Genomic DNA, 15886 nt, shown 5'->3' on the forward strand with positions numbered 1-15886 from the left:
CATGCCGGTACTACGTTTGCCGAAGTTCGGAAAACCGGTGAAGTACGCATACATCACGGGCAGAGTTAGGGCTATGAAGACCAAACTCATACCCCACGAGATGTATCAGAGGATGCTCGGCATGGAGATACCCGAGATCACCCGTTACTTGGAGGAGACCCAATACAAGGAAGAGATCGATTCGATGGCCAAGGACCACTCCGGCGCTGAGCTGGTGGAGTACGCCACCTTCGCCAACCTTGCCAATACCTACAGGAAGCTCCTGAGGGTTTCGATCGATGAACCTCAGTTCCTCATTCTCGAGTACTTGAGGCGTTGGGATATCTGGAACATCAAGACGATACTCCGAGGCAAGTTCCACGGGGCGAGCGAAGAGGAGATAATGAAGTATCTCGTCCCTGCCGGCGAGCTGGATCCAGAGTTTCTGGAGGGCCTTGCCAAGAAGGAGAAGATCGAGGAGGTCATACAGGCTTTCGATGGGACTGACTACTACGAGGCTCTAACTCAGTTCGATGGACATATGCTCTCTTCGGTGGAGAACGCCCTGGACAAACTGTATTACTTCCGGATGGAACGGGCTGTAGGCGGCACCCTCTCTGTTGGTAGCGGCCTCCTTCTCAAGTACGTCCGCAAGGAAATCGACGTCAAGAACCTGGTCACCCTATTCCGGATGAACAAGGCCGGAATCGAGGCAAGCGTAATACAGGAGAACCTGATCCCCGGCGGGAAGCTCCACGACGAGCTGAGCCGGATGGCGGGCCAGTCTTACAACGAGTTCGTCCGAGGGCTTGAAGGCTATCCCTTCTGGAGCGCCATATCTGACGTCGCGGCCGAAGGAGGCAGTGTGAGCAGGATAGAGGCGCGGCTGCGGGCATATCTGGTGAGGTACGCCTGGGCGATATCGAACTATCATCCTCTGTCCATCCTTCCTGTGCTCGGTTATATCGTCAGCAAAGATACCGAAGTCTCAAACATCAGGAAGATCGTCCGCGGCAAAGAGGCGGGACTTTCTGCTGAACTCATCGAAGAACTGGTGGTGGCGTAATGCAGATCGCAGTCATCGGCAGCGGTGATGCCGTAATAGGTTTCACCCTGGCAGGTGTGAGGAAGGCTTACGAGGCCACTTCAGAAGATGAGCTGATCGCCAAGATCGAAGAGGTCATGGCGGATCCTGATGTAGGAATTCTGGTCTTGAGCCAGTCGGATTTCAACAATCTCCCCTCAAGGCTGAGGGGAACGCTTACCGACTCTGTAAAGCCGACGGTGATCTCCATCGGAACTGAGCAGAGCACAGAGATGAGAGAGAAGATTAAAAGGGCAATAGGTGTTGATTTATGGAAGTAGGCGCGGGCAAAGTTTACAGAATTGCCGGGCCGGTGGTGCAAGCTACAGGTCTTAAATCTCACATGTATGACCTGGTCTTGGTCGGCGAAGAGGGGCTGATGAGCGAGGTCATCGGCATCGCCGGGGACAAGCACGTCATTCAGGTATACGAAGATACCGCGGGCGTGAAGCCGGGCGAACCCGTCAAGGAGACCGGTGCACCCCTGGTAGCACAACTCGGTCCAGGGATTCTTACCTCTATTTATGACGGCATCCAGAGACCTCTCCCCCAGCTGGTGGAGGCTTCTGGAAACTTCATCAGCAGAGGTCTTTTCGTTGATGGTATCGATCATAAGAAGAAGTGGGAGTTCACCCCCGTCGCAAAGAAGGGCGACAAGGTGGAGCCGGGACAGACGATCGGAACCGTCCAGGAACAGCTCCTCATCAAGCACAAGATAATGATGCCTCCAGACAAGAGGGGCACCATAAAGGAGGTCCATTCCGGCAACTTCAACGTCGAAGACACGATCTGTGTCCTGGAGGACGGAACCGAGCTTCCCATGATCCAGTACTGGCCGGTCCGAAGAGCGAGGCCTTCAAGATCTAAAGAGGCTCCCACCATCCCCCTGAGGACGGGACAGAGGGTCATTGACGGCTTCTTCTCCCTGGCCAAGGGCGGAACCGCGGCCATCCCCGGCGGCTTTGGCACCGGCAAGACGGTCATGCAGCAGACCCTCTCCAAGTGGTCGGACGTCGACATAGTCGTCTACGTCGGCTGTGGTGAGCGCGGCAACGAGATGGCGGACCTGCTCCACGAGTTCCCGGAGCTGGTGGACCCCAGGACCGACAGGCCCCTGATGGAGAGGTCCATCGTCTACGCCAACACCTCGAACATGCCCGTGGCCGCGAGGGAGGCGTCCATCTACACCGGGATCACCACTGCAGAGTACTATAGAGATATGGGATACGACGTCATGATGACCGCCGACTCCACATCTCGGTGGGCAGAGGCGATGAGAGAGCTCTCCAGCCGTCTTGAAGAGATGCCTGGTGAGGAAGGGTATCCCGCTTACCTCGGGGCGAGGCTCGCCGACTTCTACGAGAGGTCCGGCAGGGTGACCACCCTGGAGGGCACAGAGGGTTCCATCAGCATCGTAGGAGCGGTCAGTCCCCCCGGAGGAGACTTCACCGAGCCCGTAACTCAGAACACCCTCCGTATCACGAAGGTATTCTGGGCTCTCGACTCTAAGCTCACCCAGAGGCGTCACTTCCCGTCGATCAACTGGCTGGACAGCTACTCCCTCTACGACCTGGCACTGGAGCCGTGGTTCGTAGAGAACGTATCTCCCGACTGGAACAAGAACAAGAGGCGTGCCATGGAGATCCTCCAGGAGAACGCCGAGCTGGAAGAGATCGTGATGCTCGTCGGCTCCGACGCTCTGCCAGAGGATCAGCAGCTGACCCTCGAGGTCGCGAGGATGATCATCAACTTCTGGCTGGCTCAGAGCGCCTTCCACCCGGTGGACACATTCTGTCCCTACAAGAAGCAGTTCGACCTGCTGAAGGCCATCCTCCAGTTCAGGGATCACGCCTTCGAGGCTCTCGCCCGTGGCGTTCCCACCGACGTGATCCTCGGGACTCCCTCGAAGGACGCCCTGGCAAAGGTCAGACTTCTTGAGGACTACGAGCCGGAGCTCGCGAAGGTGCAGGCTCAGATGGAGAGCGAGTTCAAGACGATGGCATGAGGGTGGTTTTCAATGACCAAGGAGTACAAAACGATTAACGAGATCAAGGGCCCTCTCCTCTTCGTCGAGAAGACCGAGCCCGTAGGTTACAACGAGCTTGTGGAGATCCGGACCGAGAAGGGTGAGCTGAAGAGAGGCCAGGTTCTGGACACCTCCGATCAGGTCGTCGTCGTTCAGGTCTTCGAGGGTACGGGCGGACTGGGCAAGGAGTCCTCCGTCAAGTTCACCGGCGACGTCATCAAGATGCCCCTCTCCCCCGACATCATCGGGAGAGTTCTGTCCGGATCAGGCCAGCCCCGAGACGGCGGCCCGCCGATAGTGCCCGACGTATCGAAAGATATCTCTGGTGCGGCCATCAACCCCGCCGCCCGAGAGAAGCCGAGAGCTTTCATCCAGACCGGCATATCGACCATCGACGGGACCAACACCTTAGTCCGGGGCCAGAAGCTTCCCATCTTCTCTGGGGCAGGTCTTCCCCACAACGATGTGGCTCTGCAGATCGCCCGTCAGGCCAAGGCCCTCGGAGAGGCCGAGTCCTTCGCCGTGGTCTTCTGCGCCATGGGGATCACCAACGAGGAAGCTCAGCACTTCATGGCCGACTTCGAGAGGACCGGAGCTCTTGAGAGGGCTGTCGTCTTCCTGAACCTGGCCGACGACCCCGCCGTCGAGAGGCTGCTGACACCTCAGCTCGGCCTGACCACGGCAGAGTATCTCGCCTTCGACCTCGACATGCATGTGCTGGTCATCTACACCGACATGACCAACTACTGTGAGGCGATGAGACAGATGGGCGCGGCCCGAGAAGAGGTGCCTGGCCGAAGAGGATACCCCGGCTACATGTACACCACCCTGGCGATCCAGTACGAGCGTGCTGGGATCATCACCGGTAAGAACGGGTCCATCACCCAGTTCCCGATCCTCACCATGCCCGGCGATGACATCACTCACCCGATACCAGACCTCAGCGGTTACATCACCGAAGGTCAGCTCATCGTATCTCGTGAGCTTCACCGAAAGGGGATCTATCCGCCCATCGACATCAGGCCTTCCCTCAGCAGGCTGATGAACTCCGGGATCGGCGCAGGCCACACCCGAGAGGATCACAGGGCGGTCTCAGACCAGCTCTACGCCTACTACGCAGAGGGCTGCGATCTCCGGGGGCTGGTGGCCATCGTCGGCAAGGAAGCTCTCTCTGAGAGGGACCGGCTCGTCCTGGAGTTCGCCGACGCCTTCGAGCAGAAGTTCGTCAATCAGGGAAGAGACGAGGATCGAAGCATCTTCGATACCCTGGACATCGGATGGAACCTTCTCCAGGCCCTTCCTGAGACGATGCTGACGAGGATCGACGACCACCTCATCAAAAAGTACCACCCCAGGTACAGGAAGAAAGAGTGAGATCATGGCCGTAATCCCTGGGACAAAGCCGACTAGGGCCGTCCTGATCAGCCTGAAGAAGAGGATCAAGGTCGCTCAGACCGGACACTCGCTTCTTAAGATGAAGCGGGATGGTCTGATGATCGAATTTTTTGAGGTCCTCAGCCAGGCGAGGACGATCAGGCAGGAGCTGGTCGAGGACTTCATAAAAGCTCAGCAGAGCCTCAACATGGCCAAGGCCACCGAGGGCGCGTTGGCGATCAAGAGCGTCGCCTTCGCCCTCCAGAAGGAGCCGGCCATAGAGCTGGAGAGCAGGAACATCATGGGCGTCGTTGTGCCGAAGATTACGGCAGATTCTGTTCAAAAGCAGATGTTCGAGCGTGGATACGGCATCATCGGTACGAGCGCCGCCATCGACGAAGCTGCTGAGGCATACGAGAGCCTGGTGGACAAGGTCATCACCGCCGCAGAGGTGGAGACCGCTCTGATAAAGCTGGTGGACGACATCGAGGCCACCAAGAGACGAGTGAACGCTCTGGAGTTCAAGGTAATCCCCGACATCTACGATACCGTCCGGTTCATCGGCTTCGCTCTTGAAGAGATGGAACGAGACAACCTCGTCAAGCTGAAGATGCTGAAGGGGAAGGCTCAGAGGGCCGAGAAGGCCGCAGAGGCCGAGGCTAAGAGGGCAGCTATTGAGGGATCCGGCACTGAGCCCCTGGGGCCCGGAACCGGGAAGTCGAAGGGCTTGCCAAAGACGCAAGCGGCTTAAGTTCGACGTTGACCTATGCCCAACCTGCTGGAACGAAAGGCAAAAGATTGGTTTGGAACCCCCGAGAAGAAGGCGCGGCTGCTACAGTGGCTCGTGTACATATCGAATATGTACATCATCCTCGGGGTGTTCATCCTCATTTACGTTCTGTACGGCGATCATTTGACCGCCCTTTGGAACTCACTGAGGTAAAGGCGATGGGGTCTTGTGTTCTCTCGCCATCATGGGAGATCGAGCACCCCGTCACTCCCTATTTTTAAAGCTATTAGAATGAGCCGCTCTGATCCATCCCAACTCTCGATGAGGCCTCTACATCTTTGAGCTGGGCGATCCTGTAGCCGCAGATCACCTGCCGCCTTCCTGAGATTGTCTCGTCGAGATCAAAGTCGCCCGTCTCCACCAGGAGGCGGGGCGTCTCCTTCAGCTTGTGAGGGGTGGCGACGATGATCAGGTTCTCCGGCCCCACCTTACGTAGGACTTTGGGGCTTATCTGCTGGCTTCCCCTCCCCAGGACGAACCCCTGCGCTCCGATGGGGCTGACTATGATCTTTATCTCACCCACCTCGTCGATGATCCCGAGGAGGTCTTCTTCCGAGGCGTCGGTGCAGATCACGCGACCGTCTTTGACGACGTCCACCCCCAGAAGGGTCTTCTCGACCCTCAGGACTTCAGCGATCTTGGCGGTGGTGGTCCCGGCCCCCAGGATGTAGGCCGAGCCGTCTCGCATGAACTCCGAGGCGAAGATCGCGATCTCTTCTTTGAACTCCTCCTCGGAGCTTGCGGAGTAGATCTGCTTTCTCTCCTGGACGAGGGCAGGCTTGTAGGGGGTCGCTGCTATCCCGTAGATCTTGGTATCGAGGGTCCCGGCCCGGTATTTCTCCTCGTCGACGTCCACGATCTCGGTCTCTCTCACGTTGAGATCCCCTTCCAGGTATCCTCTGATCAGCTCTCCTGCAGCTTGAGGGCTGATGGTGAAGACCCCCGAGTGCATCTTCACGCCGGCGGGGATGCCGATTATGGGGACCTGTGATCTGATGACCCCTGAGACGTTTCGGGCGGTCCCGTCGCCGCCGCAGAAGACGACGAGATCAGCGCCTTTCTCGAGAAATGATCTGCAGGTTTTCTTTGTGTCCTCGGCGCTCGACTCTTCCGACGTTTGGCAGACGACCTGATATTCTAGGCCGCATCTTCTAAGCGCAGATTCGCCCATCTTGCCGCTGGCTGTAAAAAATAGGGCATCGAGGCCCAAAAGCTTTTTCAGGGCAGTTTCGGCTCGGTGGGTGGCGACAGGCTTCGCTCCCCTCCTTCTTGCCTCCTCGGCGAGGCCGTCGGTCCCCTTGAGGCCGACCGCCCCGCCCATCCCGGCTATGGGGTTAATCAGGAACCCCACCTTCTTCAGGCTGATCATTCCCCCATCATAGGTCAGAATTTGGGCAGATTGGCCAGGGACTGCTTCACCAGCTCCGCTGGATACTCGTAGTCCTCCAGGTTACCAGCGAAGTAGGCGTCGTAGCTGGATAGGTCGAAGTGGCCATGGCCGCTGAGGGAGATGACGATCGTCTTCTCCTCGCCGGTCTTCTTGCAGGCGATGGCGTCGTCGATGGCGGGCTTGAGGGCGTGGGACGCCTCGGGGGCGGGGAGGATCCCCTCCGTCCTGGCGAAGGTGACGGCGGCCTTGAAGACCTCGTTCTGGTGGAAGGACATGGCCTCGATCACCCGGTCGTGGACGAGGTTGCAGAGGAGGGGTGCGTCGCCATGATAGCGGAGCCCCCCGGCGTGGATCGATGGCGGTATGAAGTCGTGGCCGAGGGTGTACATCTTGAGGAGGGGGGTGAGCCTAGCCGTGTCGCCGAAATCGTAGGTGAAGAGCCCCTTCGTCAGGGTCGGGCAGGCGGAGGGCTCGCAGGCGACCATCCTGATCTCCTTCTTCTCCTTCAACTTGTCGGGGATGAAGGGGAAGACCATCCCCGGGAAGTTTGAGCCTCCGCCGACGCAGCCGTAGATGACGTCGGGATAGTCGTCGACCATCGCCAGCTGCGCCATCAGCTCTTGGCCCTCCACCGTCTGATGGAGGAGGACGTGGTTTAAGACGGATCCGAGGGCGTAGTTGGTGTTATCGTGGGTCGCCGCGTCCTCGACCGCCTCGGAGATGGCGATCCCCAGGCTTCCGCCGGTGTTGGGGTGGTCTTTTAATATCGCCCTTCCGGCGTTCGTCAGCTCGCTGGGGCTCGCGACACACTCGGCGCCCCAGACCTGCATGATGGACTTTCGATAGGGCTTCTGGTCGAAGGACGCCCGGACCATGTAGACCCTGCACTCCAGGTCGAAGAGGCACGTCGCCATGGATAGGGCTGAGCCCCACTGGCCGGCGCCGGTCTCGGTGGCGATCCTCTCGACCCCTTCCTTCATGTTGTAGTAGGCCTGGGGGACGGCGGTATTCGGCTTGTGGCTCCCGGCGGGGCTGACCCCCTCGTACTTGTAGTATATCTTGGCCGGGGTCTTGAGGTGCTCCTCGAGGCGGTGGGCCCGGAAGAGGGGTGTCGGCCTCCAGAGCCGGAGGATATCCCGGACCTCGTCGGGTATGTCGATCCACCGGTCGGTGGACATCTCCTGCCTGATCAGCCCCTTCGGGAAGATCATCTCCAGGTCTTCGGGCTTGAGGGGCTCTCCCGTCTGGGGGTGGAGGGGCGGGTCCAGGGGTGTTAAAAGGTCTGCGGCGACGTTGTACCACCGCTTGGGGATCTCTTCTTCATCCAGCAGAATTTTGGTTTTCAAGGGCATGTCCTCCAGAAACGATGAGTTTTGATGTACTCTAATGTGCATCAGGGTAATGATGGCGGCGTTATTTAAGGGTTGTGGGGTCTCTTTTTACCCCTAGAATTCGACTAAAAAAGTCTATTATCGATCCATTCTCCTCCCCCGCCATCTTCTCATCGATCTCCGAAGGTCTGGGTCAAGCTTTATCTATTTTGCCGGAGATCTCTCCGGCCATGGCTGGTTATACCCTCTCTGAGAAGATCTTCTCTCGAGCCTCGAAGAAGGAGGTGAGGGCCGGCGAGTTCGTGATGGCCGATATCGACAGAGCCATGGTCCACGACATCACCGGCCCCCTGGCGGTGAAGGGGTTTTATGAGATTGCAGGCGAGGACGGAGCGGTCTGGGACCCTGAAAAGATAGTGATACTCTTCGATCATCAGGTCCCGGCAGATAGCCTTGCGGCCGCCGAAAACCACATCATGCTCCGGAAGTTTGCAAAAGAGCAGGGCATCCTCAACTACGACATCTTCGAGGGGGTATGCCACCAGGTGATGCCGGAGAAGGGGCATGCCCTCCCCGGGGACCTCATCGTCGGCTCCGACTCCCACACCTGCACCTACGGGGCCCTGGGCGCCTTCTCCACCGGGATCGGGAGCACCGATATGGCCTCTGTCTTCGCAACAGGAAAGCTCTGGTTCATGGTCCCCGAGACCCTCCGTCTCAGGGCCGAGGGAACCCTCCAGAGGCTCGTCACCTCCAAGGACGTCGTCCTGAGGATGATCGGCGACGTCGGCGCCGACGGCGCCACCTACAAGGCCTGCGAGTTTGCCGGCTCTGCGGTATCGAGGATGTCGACTCCAGAGAGGATGACGATGACGAATATGGCCATCGAGATGGGCGGAAAGGCGGGGCTCGTCGACCCCGACGAGACGACGTACCGGTACATCGAAGAGAGGGTCGGGAGCTTCGACCGGAAGAGTGCCCTCCACGGCGACGAGGACGCCGTCTTCGATGAGAAGATCTGGGATGTCAGCTCCCTTCCTCCCCAGGTCGCCGTCCCCCACAACGTCGACCACGTCGTGGCGGCGAGCGAGCTTGCCGGAACTAAGATCGACCAGGTCTTCCTCGGCTCCTGCACCAACGGGAGGTTCGAGGACCTCGCCCTCGCCGCCGAGGTGATGAGAGGCGAGCCCCTCGCCCGGGGGGTGCGGATGGTGGTGATCCCCGCCAGCAGGACCGAGTACATGAAGGCCCTCCGGGCGGGGCTCGTGGAGACGTTCATGGAGGCGGGCGCCACCGTCGAATCTCCCTGCTGCGGCCCCTGCATGGGCGGAAGCTTCGGCCTTCTGGGGGACGGCGAGGCCTCCCTCTCGACGTCCAACAGAAACTTCCAAGGAAGGCAGGGGAGCCCCAAGGCCCGGGTTTACCTCTCCTCCCCGGCGACGGCTGCCGCGGGGGCGATCACCGGCGAGATCACCGACCCCAGAGAGATCTGATCCGGAGGGCTTGGGCCGGAGTGGATCATGAAAGTCGCCTTCAAGCTCGGCTACCTCGGAAGGAACTACCACGGCTTTCAGCTCCAGCCGGGCGTGCCGACGGTCCAGGCAGTCGTCGGCGAGGCCCTCCGGTCTTTAAAATTAAACGACGGCAGCTTCTGCTACGCCGGGAGGACCGACAGGGGGGTCTGTGCCCTCTCCCAGGTGATCGACTTCTACATCGATCCAGCGAGGGCGGATCTGGCGGTTCCGAGGGTCTTAAACAGCAGGCTTCCCCCGGACGTCTGGACCTGGGCGGTCGCCTCCGTCCCCGAGAACTTCAGCGCAAGGCACGCCGCCCTCTGGCGGGAGTACAGGTACATCCTTCCAAGGGACGACGGCATCGAGATCGATCTCATGCGGGAGGCGGCCCGGACGCTCCTGGGCGTTCACAACTTCCGGAACCTCTCGTCGGAGAAGAGGGGGCCCTCCACCCGGAATCTTATGAAGATCGAGGTGACCGAGGAGAAGGGGTCTGTCGTCATGGATGTAAGAGCTGACGGCTTCCTCTGGAATATGGTCAGGAAGATCGCCACAGTTCTGGTGATGGTCGGCTCAAATGAGCGAGATATAGAGTGGGTTCGCAGCTTGTTGGATCCCGCGACCAACTCTGGAGTCCCTCCAGCCCCCGCCGAGGGGCTGATACTGATGGACGTAGGATACCAGGGGATCGATTGGAAGATGGAGCCCTACTCCATGAGGATGGCAAATGAGAGGCTCACTGCCGTTTGGAAAAGAGATGCGGCCCTGGCGGAGGCGACTGAGGTCCTCGCCAGGTCCATGGTCGTATGAAGCCGGTTCAGAGGATGATCTCGATCCCCAGCTCTTCTGCCAGCTCTTTGTAGCGGTTCCGGATGGTGACCTCCGTCACCCCGGCTACGTCCGCCACCTCCCGCTGGGTCCTCCGGTCGCCGCAGAGGATCGATGCGATGTATATTGCCGCCGCCGCCACCCCCGTGGGGCCCCGGCCGCTCGTCAGCTCCTTCTCCGCCGCCTGCCGTAGGATCTCGATCCCCTTGGCCTGGACCTCGCCTTTGAGGCTCAACCCGGAGCAGAACCGGGGTATGTAGTCGATGGGGCTTGTGGGCATCAGCTTCAGGGCCAGCTCCCGAGAGACGAATCTGTAGGTTCTCCCGATCTCCTTTCTGCTGACCCTGGAGACCTCGGCGATCTCGTCTAAGGTCCTTGGGACATTGCACTGCCGGCATGCGGCGTAGAGCGCCGCTGCGGCGACCCCCTCGATGGATCTTCCCCGGATCAGGTTCTTGTCGACGGCCTTTCGGTATATTACGGCCGCCGTCTCCCTGACGTTCCGGGAGAGGCCCAGGGCCGATGCCATCCGGTCCAGCTCCGATAGAGCGAAGGCTAGGTTCCTCTCGGTGGCGTTGCTGACCCTGATCCTCCGCTGCCATTTTCGGAGACGGTAGAGCTGGGCCCTGTTCTTGGATGATATAGTCTTGCCGTAGGAGTCCCGGTTCCTCCAGTCTATCATCGTCGAAAGCCCTTTGTCGTGGATGGTGTAGGTCATAGGGGCGCCGACCCTCGACCTCTTCATCCTCTGGTCGTGGTCGAAGGCCCGCCACTCAGGCCCCTGGTCGATGAAGTTCTCGTCTATGACGAGTCCGCAGTCGGAGCAGACGAGCTCCGCCCTCTCGTAGTCGTGGACGAGGGCATGGCTGCCGCACTCTGGACATTCGACAATGAACTTCTCGAACTCGTCCACCTTCTCCTTCTCTCGCCTGAGCTTGATCTTCTCCTGGATCTTCTCCTTCTCAGACCGTTCTATCTCCCTAATCTTTTCTATTTCTTCCACCAAATCCGCGCTCCTCGAAATAGAGTTTTTTCCCCAGGTAAACCGATGCATCGACGTTCCGATAAGGCTTGACGATGATGTACGGCCGATCTGCGGGACCGAATACGTCAAAAACCCGGCCGATTCCGGCTTTCTTCTGATCTACCACGACAGAATTGATCTTCGGAATCTCTTCTTTCCTTTCGCCAGTTGAGGGCTCTCCTCTCACAATCAACTTCTTCTGAACGAAATGATGGGTGGTGCCCAACCTTTTCAACAGGTCACCTCAACCTCCTCTGTTCGGGTTGATCTTATATAAAGGTTCCGCAAACATTTTATTTGATGAGTTTTCACCCTCAGACTCAAAGTTTATCTCCTCGGAGGGACGTCCGTAGCTGTTATGTTCGAAAGGCTTCCAACCGTCCCCACATCCCAGGAGCTGGTGGACCGGGCCTTCAGAAGGTCGAAGAGGGCGGCTTCGAGCCAAAATAAGGACGAAGCGATGCTGATGACCGCAGGGAACATCCTCTCAGACAATCTGGCAAATTTGGTCCGAAAGTACCCCTCCTTCATGAACATCCCCCCCTTCTACCACGACCTGGCCGACGCCGTGGTGGGGGTGGACGATATGAGGATCCACCTCTCTCGGGTCACCTGGGCCGCCTCCCAGATCCGGACGATCACAAAGGACCACCTGACCAGGATGAAGGGGACGGTGGATAAGCCGTCCGTCAGAAGGGCGGCCTTCGGGAGGATGGCCTCGGTGATGAAGTCCATCGAGCCGGACCTCCTGTTCCTCAACGACGCCCGCCAAAAGCTCAGGTTCATGCCCACCGTCGACCCCGACGTCCCCACCATCATCGTCGCGGGTTACCCCAACGTCGGCAAGTCCAGCTTCATGATCTCCGTCACTGGGGCGAGGCCCGAGATCGCCAGCTACCCCTTCACCACGAAAGGGGTGGGGGTGGGCCATTTCATCCGGGATCATCAGAGGTACCAGGTGGTGGATACACCGGGGCTTCTGGACCGGCCCCTATCCCAGAGGAACGAGATAGAGCTCCAGGCTATAGCCGCCCTCCGACACCTTCGGGGAGCCGTCCTCTTCATCCTCGACCCCAGCGAATACTGCGGCTTCTCCCTTGAGGAGCAGCTGAGACTCCTCTCCGACGTGAGGGGCTGGCTTCACCTTCCCGTCCTGGTGGTGTCCAACAAGAGCGATCTATCAGATTACGGGGGGGCGGATATGACCATGTCCACCCAGAGCGGCGCCGGCGTCGCCGAGGTCCTGGATCGGATGGTGGAGATGCTGGGCGAGGTGGACAAAGAGGAAGGAGAATCAAGAGAAGAGTAGCCGCGACCCTCAAAGGGATGAGGGAGATCTCTCCCCCCCTTCAGGCCGTCTGTTTGATGATGTAGTTGACCATCGCCGGCGAGAGCTTCGACTCCCAGGAGATCCTCGACGAGATCTCTTCGACCTTCAGCCCCTCAGACTGAAGATCGTTTATCCTTTCGATCGTCTCGTTGTCGACTACGTAATACTCGTCGATATCCTTTCTGTGCCCCCAGACGTCCCCCTCGATGATCTCCACCCCCTGAGTCTCCAGGAAAGCCCGGCCTGTCTGGGGCATATTCTTGTAGTAGGAGGGGGGGACCTGGACCGCCCGGAGGCGGGGGCTAGCCTGCAACAGCCTGAACATGTCGGTGCTGGAGGCCCTGAAGGCCAGGTGAACCGTCAGATCGTTCCTCGTGAGATCCTTTATGTCGTCCTTGGAGCTTACTATCCTGATCTTCATCATGGTAACCGCAACCAAATTATGACAAATTTATATATAGTCCTGCATCGCCTTCTAAAAAGGTGGGACCCGCCCTTCGGAGGTCTCGAAGAGCCCTTCTCCCATCTCAGGCCGCCTGTTTTACCATGTACTTGACCATGGAAGGCGAGAGCTTAGATTCTCTCGAGATCATCCCGGCGATCTCGTCGACGTTTATCCCATCGGACTGGAGATCGTTAATTCTTTCAATCACCCTGTCTTCGACGGTGTAATATTCGTCGATATCCTTTCTGTGCCCCCAGACGTCTCCCTCGATGATCTCCACGCCCTGCATCTCCAAGAACATCTGGCCTGCGTGGGACATAGTCTTGTAATATGAAGAGGGGACCTGGATCGCCCTGAGCCTGGGACAGGACTGGAGGAGCTTGAATATGTCCGTATTGGAGGCTCTGAAGGCCAGGTGTATCATATGTTCGTTTCGGTTAAGTTCGCCGATCTCTTCCTTTGAACTGACGACTCTGATTTTTATCATCAACGCACCTCTGATATAACGTGTTGTTGTTCCTCTAATATAAGTTTATTGCATTCTAACATTTTTGCTCAATATCAGCAAAGAACGGGAAGCCCCTTCGGTCAGGGGGTTTCTGTCTTTTAACTCTCTGAAGATGGTCGCGCATCAGGATGAGTTAGGATCAGTTACATCGATCTGTGATGGCGCCGCCCTTCATCAGAGGGATCCATCATAGGACGCGCCTCCAACTCCGTATATATTATGTATATTTAAATAGGTACGGGACTGGACGCCTCGATCTCGCGCCCCCTCCACCCCTCTTTTCCCTCCGGCGGGCAGGGGGCGAGCCTCAGGACCAAGAGCTCTTCGAAGAAGTACCTCTCCCTCGCCACCACCTCAGACGACAGCCCTTCCCGTCGCGCCTTCTCTGCCACCTCGGAAGGGCCGGAGAGGCTTGAGACGAGGAGGAGGGCCCGCCCTCCATCAGGATCCAAATGGTCTTTCAGCATCTCCAGGAATCGGTTTATCGCCTCTCTTCCCGTCTTTCCGCCGTCGAAGGCGAGGTTCAGCCACCCCTCCAGCACCTCATCCTCCTCGGTGGGGAGGTACGGGGGGTTGAAGAGGACGAGATCGAACTTTGATCCGATCCCCATGAAGAGGTCGGCCCGGATCGTCTCGATCCCCTCCCTATGGAGGAGGGAGACTGCTCCGGGGTTGATGTCGGTGGCGATGACCCTCCGGGCCAGGGGGGCGATAGCTTTTGATATGACCCCTCTGCCGCACCCCACCTCCAGGACTCGATCCTCGGGGCCGACCTCCTCTTCGGCGGCCCGGAGGAGGAGGAAGGTGTCTTCGGCTGGCTCGTAGATATCATCGAGATCGCGGCCTTCTGGTGGAGGCTCAGCTACAGGCGTTGCAGGCCCGCCCCCTCCCTTCCGACCGTCCATCCGGCGGGGTCGATTCACTGAAGCTTCTCGGTCTTCAAGAGCCATAAGTCCTCGGACCCCGACCCCGCAGGTCTCCGCCACCCGACTATGGCCAAGCCGCCGTCCTTGGTCGTGACGACCGACCTTCCGAGGTCGAAGCCCGCTCCTGTGAAGGTCCTCTCCCATACTTTCTCCCCTTCGGGATCTATCTTCAACAGCCAAAGGTTTGTATCGCCATTTCTCTGAGATCTGGTGTAGCCGACGATGATGATCCCACCGTCCTCCGCCGCCAGGGCAGACGAGCCGCCGTCATCGCCGGTCCCACCGTATGCACCCTCCCAGACCTTCTCTCCATCCTTGCCGGTCTTGACGACGAAGAGGTCTCTTCCGCCATAGCTCCCCGACTCCGCTGCCCCGACCGCATAGAGGCTCCCCCCGGCCTCCAGGATGTAGTTTCCCCTCTCGTCTGCGCCTTTGCCGAAGGTCTTCTCCCATATCTTCTCGCCGTTGCCGTCGGTCCTCACGATCCAGAGGTCCTTTCCTCCGGAACCGTAGGATTCGGTCGTCCCCGTCAGGAGGTAGCCGTCTTCCGTCTCCAAAATCGAGTTGAAGCCGTCGTTCTTCGATCCGCCGATGGCGACCTCCCATTCCCCGTTCCCGTCGGGATCCGTCTTTACGATCCAGCCGTCGGAGCTGCCGGACCCGCTGGAGGTGGTCACTCCGGCGACGACGAACCCTTCTTTCGTCTCCAGGAGGGCGACTCCCCAGTCGTCGCCGGCCCCGCCGAAGCTCTTCTTCCATTTCTCGTACCCTTCGGAGTCGGTATTGACGAGCAACAGGTCTTTTTTGCCGGAACCCCAGGAGTCTGTGACCCCGGCGACGACGAACCCTTCTTTCGTCTCCACCAAAGCCCACCCCTCGTCGCGACCGGGACCGCCGACGGTCCTCTCCCACTCCAGCCCCCCATCTTTATCGGTCTTGATGAGGAGGATGTCTCTTCCTCCCGCCCCCTTCGATCCGGTGAACCCGGTCGCTATGAGCCCCGCGTCTCTCGTCTCCTGGATCGCGAGCCCCCTCTCGTCGCCTGCCCCGCCGAAGCTCTTCTCCCACTGGAGATCCGGAGGCTGACCGAGGGCGGTCTGGGCCGCCATCGATATGATGAGGGCGGCCCCCAAGAGGGACCCGATGGCAGAAGGTCTCTTTTTGGCCCGGGGCATTTTTATATCAAATTCGGCGGATTTCATCTTCTTCGCTCTCTAATCGCTCTCTCTAATCGCTCTCTCTAATCGCTCTCTCTAATCGCTCTCTCTAATCGCTCTCTCTAATCGCTCTCTCTAATCGCTCTCTCTAATCGCTCTCTCTAATCGCTCTCTCTAATC

Annotated in this window: 16 protein-coding genes; 8 read left to right on the forward strand and 8 right to left on the reverse strand. The window is 59.0% G+C overall.

What is annotated here, in order from left to right:
• Position 1: 1 nt before the first annotated feature.
• Genes P0O24_RS02575 through P0O24_RS02595 form a run of 5 tightly spaced genes read left to right on the forward strand, consistent with a single transcriptional unit; the run spans position 2 to position 5214 of the window.
• Positions 2 to 1045, forward strand: coding sequence for a V-type ATP synthase subunit C (locus P0O24_RS02575; RefSeq protein ID WP_316968174.1), 1044 nt, complete (start codon positions 2 to 4; stop codon positions 1043 to 1045).
• On the forward strand, positions 1045 to 1344 hold the full coding sequence (locus tag P0O24_RS02580) for a V-type ATP synthase subunit F (RefSeq protein WP_316968175.1): 300 nt from the start codon (positions 1045 to 1047) through the stop codon (positions 1342 to 1344). The genes P0O24_RS02575 and P0O24_RS02580 overlap by 1 nt, the downstream gene beginning before the upstream one ends.
• Positions 1335 to 3068: a V-type ATP synthase subunit A gene (locus P0O24_RS02585; protein WP_316968176.1), complete on the forward strand. Its 1734-nt coding sequence runs from the start codon at positions 1335 to 1337 to the stop codon at positions 3066 to 3068. Before P0O24_RS02580 ends, P0O24_RS02585 begins: the two co-directional genes overlap by 10 nt.
• A 12-nt stretch (positions 3069 to 3080) precedes the next feature.
• The gene (locus tag P0O24_RS02590) at positions 3081 to 4463 is read left to right on the forward strand and encodes a V-type ATP synthase subunit B (RefSeq protein ID WP_316968177.1); all 1383 of its coding nucleotides are present in this window, start codon (positions 3081 to 3083) and stop codon (positions 4461 to 4463) included.
• A 4-nt stretch (positions 4464 to 4467) separates the two neighbouring features.
• Positions 4468 to 5214, forward strand: coding sequence for a V-type ATP synthase subunit D (locus P0O24_RS02595; protein WP_316968178.1), 747 nt, complete (start codon positions 4468 to 4470; stop codon positions 5212 to 5214).
• Between the two features lie 265 nt (positions 5215 to 5479).
• Here P0O24_RS02595 and P0O24_RS02600 read toward each other — a convergent pair whose 3' ends face one another.
• Both P0O24_RS02600 and P0O24_RS02605 read right to left on the reverse strand, forming a co-directional pair.
• Positions 5480 to 6622 (reverse strand): ATP-NAD kinase family protein, encoded by a 1143-nt coding sequence (locus P0O24_RS02600; RefSeq protein WP_316968179.1) that lies wholly within the window; start codon positions 6620 to 6622, stop codon positions 5480 to 5482.
• Between the two features lie 14 nt (positions 6623 to 6636).
• Positions 6637 to 7989, reverse strand: a complete 1353-nt coding sequence (locus P0O24_RS02605) for a TrpB-like pyridoxal phosphate-dependent enzyme (protein ID WP_316968180.1) — start codon at positions 7987 to 7989, stop codon at positions 6637 to 6639.
• 215 nt (positions 7990 to 8204) lie between these two features.
• Here P0O24_RS02605 and P0O24_RS02610 point away from each other — a divergent pair, with 215 nt between their 5' ends.
• Positions 8205 to 9467 (forward strand): 3-isopropylmalate dehydratase large subunit, encoded by a 1263-nt coding sequence (locus P0O24_RS02610; protein WP_316968181.1) that lies wholly within the window; start codon positions 8205 to 8207, stop codon positions 9465 to 9467.
• A gap of 27 nt (positions 9468 to 9494) precedes the next feature.
• On the forward strand, positions 9495 to 10298 hold the full coding sequence (truA, locus tag P0O24_RS02615) for a tRNA pseudouridine(38-40) synthase TruA (RefSeq protein ID WP_316968182.1): 804 nt from the start codon (positions 9495 to 9497) through the stop codon (positions 10296 to 10298).
• 7 nt (positions 10299 to 10305) lie between these two features.
• On the opposite strand, the gene P0O24_RS02620 is transcribed toward truA, so the two are convergent.
• Both P0O24_RS02620 and P0O24_RS02625 read right to left on the reverse strand, forming a co-directional pair.
• Positions 10306 to 11319, reverse strand: coding sequence for a transcription initiation factor IIB (locus tag P0O24_RS02620; RefSeq protein ID WP_014587776.1), 1014 nt, complete (start codon positions 11317 to 11319; stop codon positions 10306 to 10308).
• Positions 11297 to 11575 carry an H/ACA ribonucleoprotein complex subunit GAR1 gene (locus P0O24_RS02625; RefSeq protein WP_316968183.1) on the reverse strand — a complete coding sequence of 93 codons (279 nt, stop codon included), beginning with the start codon at positions 11573 to 11575 and terminating at the stop codon, positions 11297 to 11299. Before P0O24_RS02625 ends, P0O24_RS02620 begins: the two co-directional genes overlap by 23 nt.
• A gap of 123 nt (positions 11576 to 11698) precedes the next feature.
• On the opposite strand from P0O24_RS02625, the gene P0O24_RS02630 reads away from it, so the two are divergent.
• Entirely contained in the window at positions 11699 to 12649 is a 951-nt protein-coding gene (locus tag P0O24_RS02630; RefSeq protein WP_316968184.1) for an NOG1 family protein, read from the forward strand.
• A gap of 40 nt (positions 12650 to 12689) precedes the next feature.
• Here the strand turns inward: P0O24_RS02630 and P0O24_RS02635 are convergent, their stop codons facing one another.
• From P0O24_RS02635 to P0O24_RS02650, 4 genes are all read right to left on the reverse strand, one after another.
• On the reverse strand, positions 12690 to 13094 hold the full coding sequence (locus P0O24_RS02635; protein ID WP_316968185.1) for a DUF1699 family protein: 405 nt from the start codon (positions 13092 to 13094) through the stop codon (positions 12690 to 12692).
• A gap of 103 nt (positions 13095 to 13197) precedes the next feature.
• Positions 13198 to 13602: a DUF1699 family protein gene (locus P0O24_RS02640; protein ID WP_316968186.1), complete on the reverse strand. Its 405-nt coding sequence runs from the start codon at positions 13600 to 13602 to the stop codon at positions 13198 to 13200.
• A 248-nt stretch (positions 13603 to 13850) separates the two neighbouring features.
• Positions 13851 to 14528, reverse strand: coding sequence for a HemK2/MTQ2 family protein methyltransferase (locus tag P0O24_RS02645; RefSeq protein WP_316968187.1), 678 nt, complete (start codon positions 14526 to 14528; stop codon positions 13851 to 13853).
• Positions 14529 to 14542: 14 nt separating this feature from the next.
• Positions 14543 to 15724 carry a hypothetical protein gene (locus P0O24_RS02650; RefSeq protein ID WP_316968188.1) on the reverse strand — a complete coding sequence of 394 codons (1182 nt, stop codon included), beginning with the start codon at positions 15722 to 15724 and terminating at the stop codon, positions 14543 to 14545.
• Between the last annotated feature and the right edge of the window lie 162 nt (positions 15725 to 15886).

The sequence above is a fragment of the Candidatus Methanocrinis alkalitolerans genome (assembly GCF_029167205.1).
GTDB lineage: Archaea > Halobacteriota > Methanosarcinia > Methanotrichales > Methanotrichaceae > Methanocrinis > Methanocrinis alkalitolerans.